Source organism: Nonomuraea sp. NPDC046570 (genome assembly GCF_040645915.1).
Classification (GTDB): Bacteria; Actinomycetota; Actinomycetes; order Streptosporangiales; family Streptosporangiaceae; genus Nonomuraea.
Map to the genome: position 1 here is coordinate 179,463 of NZ_JBEYZF010000002.1, position 14,437 is coordinate 193,899.

Sequence of the window (14,437 nt, forward strand, 5' to 3'; positions counted from 1 at the left end):
GAGTCCCCTGCGAGTGCCCTAATTCGGTGATCTTTGTGGGATCCGGTCACCAGAGGCACGGGCAGGGACGGCCTCCGCCGCGCCCACGAGGAACGGCCCGAGCAGTCCCGGCACGGCCCGCGCCGCCAGGTCGAGCCCGTCGGCGCGGCCCACATCGAGCACGTCGTAGTGCCCGTCCCCGGCCCCCGTGGTCGCCGACACCGTCAGCAGGCCCAGCCGCCGCTGAAAGTACGACTCGGTGATCGTCCACCCCACGATCCCGCTCCGGTCGAGCGCGACCGTCCTGCGCACCGCCGAACCCGACCGGGTGACCAGGTGCCGCTCGCCCAGCAGGTGCCCGAGCCCGCGCGCGCCGTCGGCGGCGAACCACAGCGCCACGGGCAGCACCGCGACCGGCACGGCGTACGCCCAGCCGGGTATCCAGGCGGTCAGCGCGCCGGTCGCGCCGAGCGCGGCGGCGAGCACCGCGACCGTCAGGGCCGCGCTCCGCAGCCGCCGGGTCCGCGCGGCCCTCGGGTGCGGCCGCAGGTCCCCCAGGGGCAGCGCGTGCTCGCGGAGGATCGCGGCGGCGATCCGGTGCGCCTCGGCGGCGGGCAGCGGCGGCGTGAGCGCGGCCTTGTCCTCGCTCTCGTCGTCCTTGTCCTTGCGCAGACCGCCGGCGACCACCTTGACCCTGGCCCCGCCGCCGAACCTGAGCAGCAGCGGCTCCGCCACCTGCACCCCGCGCAGCCGGCTCTCCCGCAGCGTGAGCGAGCGGGTGGTGAGCAGGCCGCGGCGGATCCTGAGCGTGCCCGGCTCCTGCTCCAGGCGGTACCTGCCCCACGTCTGCGCGTACACCGCCGCCGCGCCGGCCAGGCCGACCAGCACGTTGGCCAGCACCAGCAGCGGGATCGTCAGCCAGAGCGCGCCGGTGAACCAGTCCCACGCCTGCGCGGCGGCCCGCGTCTCGAACACCTCGACGCCCAGAGCCTTCAGCGCTCTCGACGCCACGCCGACCACCAGAGCGCCGCCGACGAAGGTCCACACGGTCAGCGGCGCGTACCTGATCCACGCCCATCGCAGCCGCGCCAGCGGCTCCTCGGGCTCCTCCCGAGCCGGCTGGTTCAGCAGCGTACGGCGCAGCGCCTCGGCCTCGCGCACGGCGATCGCGTCGAGGGTGAGCTCGGCCTTCCCGCCCGAGGCGTGCTCGCCGGTGCCCACCTTGAGGACGGCCAGGCCCAGCGCCCGCCGGACCGGATCGGCCTTGAGGTCCACACTGCGCACCCGGTCCCGGGGGATCGAGCGGTGCTCGCGGACCATGGTGCCCGAGACCAGCTCCAGGCGCTCGCCGGTCAGCCGGAAGCGCGTGCTGCGCAGCCGGATCATCCCGTGGCAGAGCGCCGCCCCGATGATCAGCGCGGTCGCGCCCGCGCCCGCGGCGGCCGTGAGCGCCGGGGAGAAGTCCTCACCGAGCATGAACCGGGTGAGCCCGGTCACGGCGGGCACGACGACGGCCAGCGACATGACCGCCTCGCCGAGCGGGACGCGCCGGTGCAGCGTGCGCCACCCGGTCTCGTCGCTCACGTCGCGTCCCCGGGGGTCGCCTGGGTGATGGCGGTGAGCCGCTTCGCCAGCTCGGCCGCCAGCTCGTGGTCCAGCGCCGCGATCTTGATGGCGCCCGCGGCCGAGGCCGTGGTCACGGTCACATCGGCCAGCCCGAACAGGCGCTGCACCGGCCCGCGCGCGGTGTCGACGGTCTGGATCCGGGACATCGGCGCGACCCGCCAGGTCTGGGTGAGCCAGCCGGAGCGCGTGTAGACGGCCTCGTCGGTCACCTCCCAGCGCTCCACCCGGTAGTAGAAGCGCGGCGTGAGCACGGAGTGGGCCAGGAACGCGACGGCGAGGGCGGCGATCACGACGCCCAGCCAGAGCGGCCGGTCGGTGAAGATCCAGTACGCCGCGGCGGCCACGGCGAACACGATCACCGTGGCGATGAGGTTCTGCGCGATCCACCAGCCGACCGCGCGCGGGTCCGCCTGGTTGCGCGGCGGGCGCAGCTCCGCGCTCATCGCGACCTCCGCTCTTCGCCCATCGATCCGGCGGCGGACATCAGGAGCAGCCCCCGGAGGGGGACGAGCAGGCCGAGCACTTCGAGCGGTCCCTTCATGGTTCCAGCCTCTCGATCGGCGCCGGGCCGGGGCGTCCGTCCGAGGTCGAGCGGGTCACCTACTTTGGTCGCTGTCTGAGCGCCCCGAGAAGGCCGTAACCTCGGTGAACATGACGGAGTACCGGTGGCTGCTGCCCTCGGTCCTGCTCGGCGGTGCCGACGAGGGCCAGCCGGTCCGGCGCTCCATGCGCGACTGGATCGTGGACACCCTGCTGTTCCTGGCGGCCTGCGGGATCGCACTGCTGTCCCTCTCCGACATCGAGGGCGACCCGCCCGCCCTGGTGCTGACCGAGTTGGTGGTCGGGGCGCTGGCGTGCGGGGCGGTGTGGCTGCGCCGCCGCTGGCCGGTCATGCTGCCGGTGGTCCTGGCGATGCTCTCCACCGGGCTGGTCATGGTGGGCGGCCCGCAGGTCGTGGCGCTCTTCAGCGTCGCGGTGCACCGTCCGTTCAAGGTCGCCGGTCCGGTCGTCCTGCTCAGCACCGTCACCCTGTTTCCCTATGTCGCCCTGCGCCCCGACCCTGAGCTCGGCTACTGGCCGTCGGTCGTCGTCGGAATCGCCTTCAGCGGGATGCTGCTCGCCTGGGGGATGGTCGTGCGCGCCAGGCGGCAGGTGGTCTGGTCGCTGCGGGCCCAGGCCGAGGTGGCCGCCGAGGAGGCCAGGCGGCTGGAGCGGGAGCGCATCGCGCGGGAGATGCACGACGTGCTCGCGCACCGGATCTCGATCCTCAGCCTGCACGCCGGAGCGCTGGAGTTCCACCCCGACGCCCCGCCCGAGCAGATCGCCAAGGCGGCCGGGGCGATCAGATCCAGCGCGCACGAGGCGCTGCAGGACCTCCGTCAGGTGATCGGCGTGCTCAGGCACACCCCCGACGACCCGACCCCCGAGCGCCCGCAGCCCACCCTGGCCGACCTGCCGGCCCTGGTGGAGGAGTCGCGGCAGGCCGGCATGGACGTGACCCTGGACCTCCAGCAGCCGGAACCGCCCGAGGCGGTGGGCCGCAACGCCTATAGGATCGTCCAGGAGGCGCTGACCAACGCGCGCAAGCACGCGCCGGGCGCGCCCGTCACCGTCAGCGTCGCGGGTGAGCCGGTCCAGGGAACGTGCGTCACGGTGCGCAATCTGCGGGCGGTGCCGGCGGGCCGCGCGCGCCGGGCGGGCGCCATCCCCGGTACGGGCACCGGCCTCATCGGCCTGGCCGAGCGGGTCGACCTGGCGGGCGGGCGGCTGGAGCACGGCGCCGACTCCAACGGGGACTTCGTGCTGCGGGCCTGGTTGCCATGGCCGTGACGGCGCAGGAAAGGGCGGTATGAACACTCCCATCAAGGTGCTGATCGTCGACGACGACGCCCTGGTGCGGGCCGGGCTGTCGATGATCCTGTCGGGCACCGGCGACATCGAGATCGCCGGCGAGGCGGCCGACGGCGACCAGGTGGCGCCGATGGTCGCCGAGCACCGGCCCGACGTGGTGCTGATGGACATCCGGATGCCGCGGGTCGACGGCCTGGCCGCCACCGAGGCGCTGCGGGCCACCGCCAACCCGCCCGAGGTCGTCGTGCTGACCACCTTCCACGCCGACGCGCAGGTGCTCAGGGCGCTGCGCGCGGGCGCCGCCGGCTTCCTGCTGAAGGACATCCCGCCCGCCGACCTGGTCTCCGCGATCAGGAAGGTGGCCGCGGGCGAGCCGATCCTGTCGCCGCTGGTGACCCGCCAGCTCATCGCGCACGTCGCCGACGGCGGGGCGGGCGGGCGCCGCGACCGGGCCCGCGGCCTGCTCGCCAAGCTGAGCGAGCGCGAGCGCGAGGTGGCGGTCGCGATCGGCCAGGGCAACTCCAACGCGGAGATCAGCGCGGAGCTGTACATGAGCGTGGCCACGGTGAAGGCGCACGTCTCGCGCATCCTCACCAAGCTCAACCTGAACAACCGGGTGCAGATCGCGCTCGTCGTGCACGACGCGGGCTGAGGCGGCGGCCGGCCCACCGGTCGTTTGAAGATCGTCCGGGTGCCGGGGCGGGGCGGGCGGTTCCCCGTCGTACAAGGCCGTCCATATGCCTGTGACGCGGTCATGTTCGCGACAGCCGTACCCTTGTCTGAAAGGCAGGTTGCGAGGGTCAGTCGAGAGGCAGTGGGATGAGCTCAGCCGGTGAAGGCCTGTCTCGCCCGCTTCCCGAGCAGGTGCGGCTCAACGTGGTCGACCTGGCGGCGCAGGTGCTGGGCGCGATGCCCGCTGCCGTCGTGCCGCCGCCGCTGCGTGGAATCGCCAAATTCGACCCGCGGAAACGCGCCAAACTGGGCAGCGCGCCGATCGCCGCGCAGTTGGAGAACGACAAGGAGTTCCGCGAGGCCGTCGCCGAGCACGTCGCGAAGGGGTGGCCCGAGCTGGTCGCCGGGCTGGCCGAGGGCAGTGTGCCGCCCGCCGCCGACCCCGTCCTGGTGGCGGCGGCAGCCTATCTGACCAGGCCGCCCGGCTGGGCGGAGATGGTGGAGACCGCGCGCGGCGACATCGAGCGCTCGGCGGTCGCCGCTGAGGGCAACGCCAAGGAGCAGACCGTCATCCGGCTGCGTGAGCAGCTCGCCGCGCAGAAGAGCTCGGCCAAGGAGGAGTCCGACCGGCTGCGCGAGCAGCTCAAGGCGGCCCGCTCGGAGAACTCCGACCTGCGCCGCAAGCTGCACGACGCCCGCGAGCGGGCCAAGGCCGCCGACCGGCGTTCCGCCGAGCTGGAGCACGCCACCGAGGAGGCCAGGAACGCGGCCTCCGTGGCGGGCAGCGCGGGGGAGTCGGAGCTGCGCCGGCTCAAGGAGCGGCTGGCCGACGCCGAGCGGCAGCTCGAAGCCTCGCGCCGGGCCGCGCGCGAGGGCCGCAGCGTCGAGGACGCCAGGATCAGGGTGCTGCTCGACGCGCTGCAGGACGCCTCGGCCGGGCTGCGCAGGGAGCTGGCGCTGCCCACCACGATCAGCAGGCCCGCCGACTCGGTGGCCGCGGTCGTGCCGGGTGCGCCGGGTGTGCGCGGGGTGCCCGCCCGCGCCCTGTCCGACGACGACCCGCAGCTCCTCGACCAGCTCCTGGCGCTGCCGCAGGTCCACCTCATCATCGACGGCTACAACGTGACCAAGACCGGGTACGGCACGCTCACCCTGGCCGACCAGCGCGCCCGCCTGATGACCGGACTGGGCGGGCTGGCCGCGCAGACCAGGGTCGAGGTGACCGTCGTCTTCGACGGCGCCGAGCTGAACGCCCCCGTACAGGTCGTCGCCCCACGCGGGGTGCGGGTGATGTTCAGCGCGCCGGGCGAGATCGCCGACGATCTGATCCGGCAACTCGTCCGGGCCGAACCGCAGGGCAGGGCCATCGCCGTCGTCTCCTCCGACCGCGAGGTGGCCGAGTCGGTGCGCCGGATGGGCGCGAGGCCGGTGTCCTCGGCGCTGCTGCTGCGGCGGCTCGGCCGAGCATAGGTCACGAATCAGGCGATACGGCTCGCCGAGGGTCGCCACTTCTGTACTATTTCGCCCCAGGTATGATCACTGGGAGGGCGAGGCTTGTGAGGTTTGGCCGGGTACCTGCTGCCGCGGGTCTCGCGATCGGGATGCTGCTGACGCTGCCGTTGAACGGCGCCGCGGCCGATCCGAAACCGACCATCGCCCAGGCCAAGCGGAAGCTGGCGAAGCTCAACGACCAGGCCGACAAGGTCGTCGACCGCTACAACGGCGCCACCGACCGGCACGCCAAGGCCAAGAAGCTCTACGCGAAGCTCAACGAGAGCTACAAGACCAAGCTGGCCACGGTGAAGGACCTGCGCTCCTCCCTGGTCACCCTGGCCGTCGACTCCTACCAGGTGGGCGAGGTCACCTCCTGGCCGGCGATGCTGGGCAACGGCGACCCCACGGCGATGCTCAGCAGCCTGGCCATGGCCGACCAGATCGCGTCCGAGCGGGCCCAGACGCTGGCCGCCTTCGACCAGGAGAACCGCGCGCTGAAGAGCGAGCGCGACAAGGCCAAGCTGGCGCTCGCCGAGGCCGACAAGTCGCGCGACGAGGTCCTGGACGAGAAGGAGAAGGTCCTCAAGCTCATCAAGGAGCAGAAGAAGCTGCTGACCCGCCTGGGCGCGTACCGCAAGGGGAACCCCAACAGCACCGGGATCAAGTACACCGGCTCCGCCTCCGGCAACGCGGCCTCCGTGCTGAGCTTCGCCTTCGCCCAGGTGGGCAAGCCGTACGTGTTCGGCGGGACCGGGCCGGGCGGATGGGACTGCTCGGGCCTCACACAGGCCTCCTGGCGCGCGGGCGGCGTGTCGCTGCCGCGCACCACCTGGTCGCAGTGGTCGTGGGGGGCGAGCCGCAAGGTGTCCATGGACGCGCTGCAGCCCGGTGACCTGATCTTCAGCGAGGGCCTCGGGCACGTGAGCATCTACGCGGGCGGCGGCAAGATCGTCCACGCGCCGCAGACGGGCGATGTGGTCAAGGTCGCCACGCTCTCGTCGTACGGCAGGCGCATCGTGGGCGCGATCCGCCCCTGAAGCCCGTGTGACTAACGTGACACAAGGGACCTGACTGGCCGTGTGAACCTCCCCATGTGACCAGGGTCACATTAGGGTAACGGAACCCCAGGGCCACCGGGGATCCACCACTTTGCTCGCCTCCTGACACTTGACCGACGCTTTGCCAGGCCATGACGCGCCGAGTACCTTCTGGCTCCGCGGCGAACAAGCCATGGCGTCGCACGAATCAAGATCCGCCGGTCACCGCCACCGAGGCGAGAGCCGTACCCCGATTGAGCGGGGCGGTGACCTGCCGAATCCGTGCGGCCAGGAGCACGGAGCCGGGGACCCACCAGATCCCAAGAGGGATCAAGGGGTGAATCGGCGCCCAGCGCGCCGTAGGGCGACTTCCACGCCCGAATCCGTCAGCTAACCCGGTAGGCATTCGTGGAAGTCTCTAGGAGACGATTCTGTCTACCTCCCTGCACGAAACCCGTCTGACCCGCCTTGCCCTCAGTGGCGTCGCACTCACCATGACGGTGACCGCCGGAGGGTTCGTCCTTCCCGGCACCGCGGCCCAGGCGGCGACGACGAAAACGGCCACAGCTTCCGCGGACGGCTCCGTGAAGTCCGCGAAGCAGGCCAGAACCGCTCGGCAGAAGGCGAGGGCCGGCAAGGCCGTCGCCATCGCCAAGGGCCAGATCGGCGACCCCTACCGCTACGGCGGCACGGGTCCCGGCGCCTTCGACTGCTCAGGTCTCGTCCAGTACGCCTGGAGCAAGGCCGGGGTCAAGATCCCGCGCGTGACGCACAGCCAGTACGCACGCATCAAGAGGAAGGTCTCCTGGGGCAGCCTCAGGCCCGGTGACCTGATGTTCTTCCGCGGGCGCGGCCACGTGGGCATGTACGTCGGCGGCGGGAAGATGGTCCATTCGCCGAGCACCGGCAAGACGGTGCGGATCGAGAAGCTCAACCGCTGGCGCAAGGCCTCCTTCGCCGGCGCGGTCCGTCCCGGCGGCTAGCCTGCCGGCCGCACGACCCCGGAACTCGGCGTGAGCCCGGGGAGAGCGCCCCGGCCTCCCGCGACACGGAGGCCGGGGCGTTCGCGTCCTGCCACTACGATCGGGACGTGTCCGTGCAGGTGAGCCGCAGAGCAGCGCTGGCGGCCGGGCTCGCGCTGCTGGCCGGCGGCTCGGCGGGGCGCGCCACACCGCCCGAGGCGCGCGGCCTCTGGGAGGGCGGCACCCGGATCGTGTACGGCAGCCGCTCCCTGATCGTCGGCCATCCCGGCGCGGACCCCGGCCTGCTGCGCGACCTGGCCTCCCGGGCCGACGCCGCGGGCCGTACCGTCGCTGAGCTCTTCGGGCGACCGCCGCGCCCGCTCGTCGTGGTGCCCGACACCACCGCGCGGGCGGCGGCGCTGGCCGGGGCGGGCGCGGTCGACGGGCTGGCCGCGCTGGCCGACGGTGACCGGGTGATCGTCGTCCCCGGCGCGTTCTCCCGCCTGACGCCCGCCGGACGCGGCGTCGTGCTCGCCCACGAGCTCACCCATGTGGCCGCGGGCGGCGGCGAGGTGCCCGTGTGGCTGCGCGAGGGCCTCGCCGACTACGTCGGCTACCGGGACGCCGGGCTGCCCGTCCCGGTCGCCGCCGCCGAACTGGCCGCCGAGGTGCGCGCCGGCAGCCCGCCCCGCGACCTCCCCGGCCCCGCCGCCTTCGCCCCCGGCGGGGTACGGCTCGCGCAGGCCTACCAGGAGGCGTGGCTGGCCTGCCGGCTCCTCGCGGGACGATTCGGCGAACAGGCCCTCGTGAGGCTCTACGGTGATGCGCGGGAGCGCGGCGTCTCGGCCGCGCTGTCCACGCTCGGCCTGTCGGTGGCCACGCTGACGGCGGCGTGGCGCGAGTATGTGCGCAGGGAACTGGCGTGAGGGAGCGGCGGATGGTCGATCAACGGCGGGCGGAACGGCGGCAGGCGGGTCTGGTGCTGGCCCTGCTCGGCGCGGTGATCCTGGTGGTGGTCGCGCTGACCACGCCGTGGCACGCGCTGCCCGCCGGCGCGCCGTACGTGCCGCCCGACCCGGCCCGCGACTTCACGCCCGCCGAGATCGCCCGGGCGGCGGCCTTCGACGCGGCGGTCGGCCCGCCCGCCTACCTGTCGCTCGGCCTGACCGTGCTGTTCGCGGGCCTGCTGGTGGCCACGCCGTTCGGCGCCAAGGTGCTGGGGGTGCTGCGCGGGCCGTGGTGGGTGCGGGTGATCCTCGGCGTGCTGCTGCTGACCGCGATCCTCGAACTGCTGCGCTGGCCGCTGGGCGTCTGGTACGAGATCCAGCTCCGCGACTTCGGCCTGTCCACCCAGACCTGGGCGAGCTGGAACGCCGACCGGCTGAAGAGCGTCGGCGTGAGCGTGGTGCTGACCTCCATCATGGTCGTCGCCGTCATCGCGCTGGCCCGCCGGTTCAGGCGCTGGTGGATCCCCGCGGCGGCGGGCGCGGCGCTGCTCACCGTGGTGGCGTCCTTCGTCTACCCGATCGTGTTCGAGCCCCTGTTCAACGACTTCCGGCCGATGCAGGCCGGGCCGCTCCGCTCCGACCTGCTGGCCATGGCCGCGCGCGACGGGGTGCCGGTCGAGGACGTGCTGGTCGCCGACGCCTCCCGCCGGACCACCGCGCTCAACGCGTATGTGTCGGGGTTCGGCGCCACCCGCCGGATCGTCGTGTACGACACGCTGCTCAAGGCGCCCGCCGACGAGGTCGAACTGGTCGTGGCGCACGAGCTCGGGCACGCGAAGTACGACGACGTGCTCAACGGCACGCTGATCGGCGCGCTCGGCGCCGCTTTCGGCGCGGTCCTGCTCTACTGGGCGGCCCTCGCGGTACGGCGCCGCACCCGCCTGCCCGGCTCCAGCCCCCTGGCTGACCCGCTGGCGGTTGGGGTGCTGATGGGCCTGGTCAGCCTGGCCACGGTCCTGTCCGGGCCCGCGCAGAACCTCATCAGCCGCCACGTCGAGGCCCGCGCCGACGTGCACGCCCTGGACCTGACCAGGGACCCGGCGCCGTTCATCGCGATGCAGCAGCGCCTCGCCACGACCAACCTCTCCGATCTGTCGCCCGATGTCGTGGAGTATGTGCTCTATGCATCGCATCCCACGGCCCCCGAGCGCATCGCCCTGGCGCGCTCCTGGGCCGAGCTGAACGACCTGCCCGTCCCGTGACCAGGGTTCTGATCGTCACCAACGACTTCCCGCCGCGGCCAGGGGGGATCCAGTCGTTCGTCCACGGCCTCGCCTCGCGCACCCCCGAGGTGCTGGTGTACGCGCCGCAGTGGCCGGGGTGCGCGGCCTTCGACCGGCTTCAGCCGTACCCGGTGGTGCGGCATCCCTCGTCGCTCATGCTGCCCACGCCCGCCGTCGCGCGGCGGGCGGCGCGGCTCGTGGCCGAGCACGGCGCCGACACCGTCGTGTTCGGGGCGGCGGCCCCACTCGGCCTGCTGGCGCCCCGCCTGCGCGCCGCCGGGGCGCGGCGCGTGGTCATGCTCACCCACGGGCACGAGGCGTCCTGGGCCGGGGCGCCCGGCTTCCGCTCCGTGTTGCGCAGGATCGGCGAACACGCCGACGTCGTCACCTACCTGGGCGGCTACACCCGCGACCGGCTGGCCTCGGTGATCCCTCCCGGCAAGCTGGTACGGCTCGCGCCCGGCGTCGATCCCGCGCGGTTCCATCCCGGGGTCGACGGCGGGGTGGTGCGGCGGGCGCTGGATCTGGGGGAGCGGCCCGTGGTGGTGTGCGTGTCCCGGCTGGTGCCGCGGAAGGGGCAGGATCAGCTGGTGCGGGCTTGGCCCAGGGTGCTGCGGGCCGTACCGGAGGCCGTGCTGATGATCGTCGGGGGTGGGCCGGACGCTCGGCGGCTGGCCCGGCTGGTACGGGCCGCAGGGGTGGCCGCCTCGGTACGGTTCACGGGGGAGGTGCCTTCGGGGAGCCTGCCGCTGTACTACGCGGCGGGAGACGTCTTCGCGATGCCGTGCAGGACCCGGCTGGGGGGTGTGGACGTGGAAGGGCTCGGGATCGTGTTCCTGGAGGCGTCGGCCACCGGGCTGCCCGTGGTGGCGGGGGCGTCGGGAGGGGCGCCGGACGCGGTACGGCAGGGGGAGACGGGGTTCGTCGTGGACGGGCGCTCGGTGGGAGAGGTGGCGGACACGCTGGCCGACCTGCTGGGAGACCGGGAACGGGCCAGGAAGATGGGGCGGACGGGAAGGGAGTGGGTGCTGTCCGACTGGTCGTGGGACCAGATCGGCGACCGCTTCCGCGCCATCCTCCTGGACGGCTGACAGGCGGGCTCAGGGGCGGCGGTCCGGCAGGGCCTGCGCCGATGGTCGGCGCAGGCCCTTGGTGGAACCGGGATACCAGGGGCCGTCAGGAGGTGGCCTTGGAGAACTTCCACTCGCCGGTGCCGGGGGCGCGGTCGCTGTAGAGGCTGGTGGACACTCCGTACAGGCCGGCGGGCGGGCCGCCGTGGCAGGTGTCGAGGAAGCCGCCGTTCCAGCTGTCGTAGCCGTTGAGCAGGTGGACGACGTCGCCGATGCGCACCTTGGAGTCGTCCGGCGAGGAGGTCTCGGCGAACACCCGCCACCGTCCCGTCCCGGTGGCCCGGTCCTTGCCGTGGGAGGTGGACACCTCGTACTTGTTGGGCGCCGGGGCGTGACCGCAGGTGTCGAGGTATCCGCCGTCGCCTCCGTAGAGGTTGCGCAGGTAGACCACATCGCCGGTGACGACGTCCGCGCCCGCCGCCTTGCCGCTCGCGGAGAGGATCTCCCAGGTTCCGGTGCCCTTGGCCCGGGTGGGTGAGGCGGCCGTCGAGACCCCGTACTTGTTGCCGTCGTTGGCTGCGCCGTTGGTGTCCAGGTAGCCGCCCTGCCAGGAGTTGTAGCCATTCTGCAGGTGAACCAGGTCGCCGTACTTCACTACATCCGCCACGTGCCCTCCGAGCTCTCTCGTCTGTTCGGGACCAACGTTCTCGAACGCTGCATCACGGAGAGTATGTAGGCGAATACCTCAAGTGGCTATGACGTGGAAGCGAGGTGATGGTGACGGAGTGGTTAGTGGTGCCTGAGGGGCGGTTCCCTCAGGTGCCGTACAGGTCGTCGACCTGCTTGGCGAAGTCGCGCATGACGAGGTTGCGCTTGAGCTTGAGGGTCGGCGTCAGGTGGCCGCTCTCCTCGGTGAGGTCCGTGTCGAGCACCACGAACTTCTTGATCTGCTCCGCCTTCGACACCGTCCGGTTCGCCGCGTCCACCGCCTGCTGCACCTCGGCCAGGAGCCGCGGATCCGAGGACGGCTCGCCCGAGCCCGGCGAGGCGGCCCGCCACTGCTCCAGCGCCTCGGGATCAAGAGTGATCAACGCCGCCACGAACGGCCGCCCGTCCCCGACGATCATCGCCTGCGAGACCAGCGGATGCGCCCGGATGGCGTCCTCCATGGGGGCGGGCGCGATGTTCTTGCCCGCCGCGGTGACCAGGATCTCCTTCTTGCGCCCGGTGATCCGCAGATAGCCGTCGGCGTCGAGCTCGCCCACGTCGCCGGTGTGGTACCAGCCGTCCTCGTCGATCGCCTCGGCCGTGGCCTGGTCGTTGTTCCAGTACCCCTTGAACACGTGCCGGCCCTTGGTCAGGATCTCGCCGTCGTCGCCGATCCGCACGGAGGCGCCGGGAATCGGCTTGCCGACCGTGCCGATCTTGTTGGCGCCCGGCATGTTCACCGCGACCGGGGCGGTGGTCTCGGTCAGGCCGTACCCCTCGAACACCTCGATGCCGACGCCGGTGAAGAAGTGGCCGAGGCGCTCGCCGAGGGCGCCGCCGCCGGAGACGGCGGCGGACAGGCGGCCGCCGGTGGCGGCGCGCAGCTTGCCGTACACCAGCTTGTCGAACAGGGCGTGGCGCAGGCGCAGGCCGAGGCCCGCGTGGCTGCCGGCCTTGCTGAAGGCGACGGCGGTCTCGGCGGCGCGGGCGAAGATCTTGCCCTTGCCGCCCGCGACGGCCTTCTGCTCGGCGCCGTTGTACACCTTCTCGAACACGCGCGGCACGCCCAGCAGGAACGTCGGCTGGAAGGAGGCCAGGTCGGGCGCGACGTTCTTCATGTTCGGCGTGTGCCCGAGCACCGCGCCGGTCTCGACGAACACGACCTGGATGACCCGGGCGAACACGTGCGCCAGCGGCAGGAACAGCAGCGCCGACTTGCCCTGCCCGGCGAACAGCGGCTCCAGCGGGCCCCTGGCCACGTTGATCGCGGTGTAGAGCAGGTTGTCGTGCGTCAGCCGGCAGCCCTTGGGGCGGCCGGTGGTGCCGGAGGTGTAGATGATGGTCGCCAGGTCGGCGGAGACGAGGGCCTGGCGGCGCGTGGTGAGCGTCTCGTCGGAGACCCCCGAGCCCTCGGCGGCCAGCGCGGACAGCTCGTCCACCCGCCAGACGCTCTTGAGGTCGGGCACCTCGCCGCGCACCGACTCGACGGTCTCCAGATGGCCGTCCAGCTCGACGAAGGCGGCCTTGGCGCCGCTGTCGGCCAGGATCCAGCCGACCTGCTCGGCCGCGGACGTCTCGTAGATCGGCACGCTGACCGCGCCCGCCGCCCAGATCGCGTAGTCGATGACGGCCCACTCGTAGCGGGTGCGCGACATCAGCCCGACCCGGTCGCCCGGCTCGATGCCCGCCGCGATCAGGCCCTTGGCCACGCCCGCGACCTCGTCGCGGAACTCGGCCGCGGTGACCACCGGCCAGCCGCCGCCGGACATGCGGCGCATGACCACGGCGCCTGGCTCCTGCTCACCCCGGCGGAAGACCGTGTCGGCGCAGTTGGCGGACGCGGGAACATCCACCAGCACGGGAACGCTGTACTCGCGCACGGGTCACTCCTCCGAAGGTGCACGCAACTTGGACGGCCTGGACGCTACCCGGTTAAGTTACCTATCGGTAGGTCCGTCACCCAGGCGTTATCAGGGCATTTCTCACGCTAGCAGCCGCCCGTCGTGGCCTGGCCGCTCGCGTCTAGGATGTCGGGCATGCGGGTCCACGTGGTCAGCGATGTGCACGGGAACGTCGAAGCGCTGGCGCGGGCGGGCGACGGCGCCGACGCGCTGATCTGCCTGGGCGACCTGATCCTGTTCATCGACTACGAGGACGTCTCCCAGGGCATCTTCGCCGAGCTGTTCGGCGCCGCGCGGGCGGCCGAGTTCATCGCGCTGCGCACGGCCAAGCGCTTCGACGAGGCCAGGGCGATGTCCGGCGCCCTGTGGGCGTCCCTCGGCGGCGACCCCCGCGAGCACATCGAGCGCAGCGTCCGCCGCCAGTACGCGGAGATCTTCGCCGCCATGCCCACGCCCGCCTACCTCACCTACGGCAACGTCGACGTGCCGAAGCTGTGGCCCGACTACGTCCGCGAGGGGCACCACGTGCTGGACGGGCAGGTGGTGGAGATCGGCGGGCTGCGGTTCGGGTTCGTCGGCGGCGGGCTGCGCACGCCTTACCGCACGCCGAACGAGCTCGACGACGAGGAGTACGCGGCCAAGGTGGAGGCGCTCGGCGAGGTCGACGTGCTCTGCTGCCACATCCCGCCCGCGGTGCCCGAGCTGCTGTACGACGTGGTGGCCCGGCGCTTCGAGCGCGGCAGCGAGGCCACCCTGGAGGCGATCCGGCGCACCCAGCCGCGCTACGCCCTGTTCGGCCACGTGCACCAGCCCCTGCACCGGCGTACCCGCATCGGCAGGACGGAGTGCGTGAACGTCGGCCATTTCCGCGGAAAGGGCGTCCCTTACACCCTGCGCTGGTGACCCG

General features: G+C 72.6%; 13 protein-coding genes and 1 riboswitch. Of the genes, 9 read left to right on the forward strand and 4 right to left on the reverse strand.

The features are described 5' to 3' along the window. Nucleotides 1-18: 18 nt before the first annotated feature. Both ABZ911_RS04440 and ABZ911_RS04445 read right to left on the reverse strand, forming a co-directional pair. On the reverse strand, nucleotides 19-1,563 hold the full coding sequence (locus ABZ911_RS04440) for a PH domain-containing protein (RefSeq protein ID WP_358051781.1): 1,545 nt from the start codon (nucleotides 1,561-1,563) through the stop codon (nucleotides 19-21). After that, entirely contained in the window at nucleotides 1,560-2,048 is a 489-nt protein-coding gene (locus ABZ911_RS04445) for a PH domain-containing protein (protein ID WP_358051783.1), read from the reverse strand. The genes ABZ911_RS04440 and ABZ911_RS04445 overlap by 4 nt, the downstream gene beginning before the upstream one ends. A 208-nt stretch (nucleotides 2,049-2,256) precedes the next feature. On the opposite strand from ABZ911_RS04445, the gene ABZ911_RS04450 reads away from it, so the two are divergent. The 8 genes from ABZ911_RS04450 to ABZ911_RS04485 all read left to right on the forward strand — a co-directional run bounded on the left by ABZ911_RS04450 (nucleotide 2,257) and on the right by ABZ911_RS04485 (nucleotide 10,942). Next, the gene (locus ABZ911_RS04450) at nucleotides 2,257-3,435 is read left to right on the forward strand and encodes a histidine kinase (protein WP_358051785.1); all 1,179 of its coding nucleotides are present in this window, start codon (nucleotides 2,257-2,259) and stop codon (nucleotides 3,433-3,435) included. A 19-nt stretch (nucleotides 3,436-3,454) separates the two neighbouring features. Then, complete coding sequence (locus ABZ911_RS04455; protein ID WP_358051787.1) at nucleotides 3,455-4,108, forward strand: response regulator transcription factor; 654 nt, start codon at nucleotides 3,455-3,457, stop codon at nucleotides 4,106-4,108. Nucleotides 4,109-4,275: 167 nt separating this feature from the next. Beyond that, nucleotides 4,276-5,598, forward strand: coding sequence for an NYN domain-containing protein (locus ABZ911_RS04460; RefSeq protein WP_358051789.1), 1,323 nt, complete (start codon nucleotides 4,276-4,278; stop codon nucleotides 5,596-5,598). A 131-nt stretch (nucleotides 5,599-5,729) separates the two neighbouring features. Then, nucleotides 5,730-6,659, forward strand: coding sequence for an NlpC/P60 family protein (locus tag ABZ911_RS04465; RefSeq protein ID WP_358051791.1), 930 nt, complete (start codon nucleotides 5,730-5,732; stop codon nucleotides 6,657-6,659). Nucleotides 6,660-6,921: 262 nt separating this feature from the next. After that, a riboswitch (cyclic di-AMP (ydaO/yuaA leader) is annotated at nucleotides 6,922-7,079 on the forward strand. A gap of 74 nt (nucleotides 7,080-7,153) precedes the next feature. Further along, a complete protein-coding gene (locus ABZ911_RS04470) occupies nucleotides 7,154-7,642 on the forward strand; it encodes a C40 family peptidase (protein ID WP_358051793.1) in 489 nt (162 codons plus the stop codon). 107 nt (nucleotides 7,643-7,749) lie between these two features. Beyond that, nucleotides 7,750-8,547, forward strand: coding sequence for a hypothetical protein (locus ABZ911_RS04475; RefSeq protein ID WP_358051795.1), 798 nt, complete (start codon nucleotides 7,750-7,752; stop codon nucleotides 8,545-8,547). Between the two features lie 11 nt (nucleotides 8,548-8,558). Next, nucleotides 8,559-9,830 carry a M48 family metallopeptidase gene (locus ABZ911_RS04480; protein ID WP_358051797.1) on the forward strand — a complete coding sequence of 424 codons (1,272 nt, stop codon included), beginning with the start codon at nucleotides 8,559-8,561 and terminating at the stop codon, nucleotides 9,828-9,830. After that, nucleotides 9,827-10,942 (forward strand): glycosyltransferase family 4 protein, encoded by a 1,116-nt coding sequence (locus ABZ911_RS04485; protein WP_358051799.1) that lies wholly within the window; start codon nucleotides 9,827-9,829, stop codon nucleotides 10,940-10,942. The genes ABZ911_RS04480 and ABZ911_RS04485 overlap by 4 nt, the downstream gene beginning before the upstream one ends. Nucleotides 10,943-11,027: 85 nt before the next feature. Here ABZ911_RS04485 and ABZ911_RS04490 read toward each other — a convergent pair whose 3' ends face one another. Together ABZ911_RS04490 and ABZ911_RS04495 are read right to left on the reverse strand one after the other, a co-directional pair. Then, nucleotides 11,028-11,588: a hypothetical protein gene (locus tag ABZ911_RS04490; protein WP_358051801.1), complete on the reverse strand. Its 561-nt coding sequence runs from the start codon at nucleotides 11,586-11,588 to the stop codon at nucleotides 11,028-11,030. A gap of 148 nt (nucleotides 11,589-11,736) precedes the next feature. Continuing rightward, entirely contained in the window at nucleotides 11,737-13,509 is a 1,773-nt protein-coding gene (locus ABZ911_RS04495; RefSeq protein ID WP_358051802.1) for an AMP-dependent synthetase/ligase, read from the reverse strand. 156 nt (nucleotides 13,510-13,665) lie between these two features. On the opposite strand from ABZ911_RS04495, the gene ABZ911_RS04500 reads away from it, so the two are divergent. Next, on the forward strand, nucleotides 13,666-14,433 hold the full coding sequence (locus tag ABZ911_RS04500; protein ID WP_358051804.1) for a metallophosphoesterase: 768 nt from the start codon (nucleotides 13,666-13,668) through the stop codon (nucleotides 14,431-14,433). The last annotated feature ends 4 nt before the right edge of the window (nucleotides 14,434-14,437 follow it).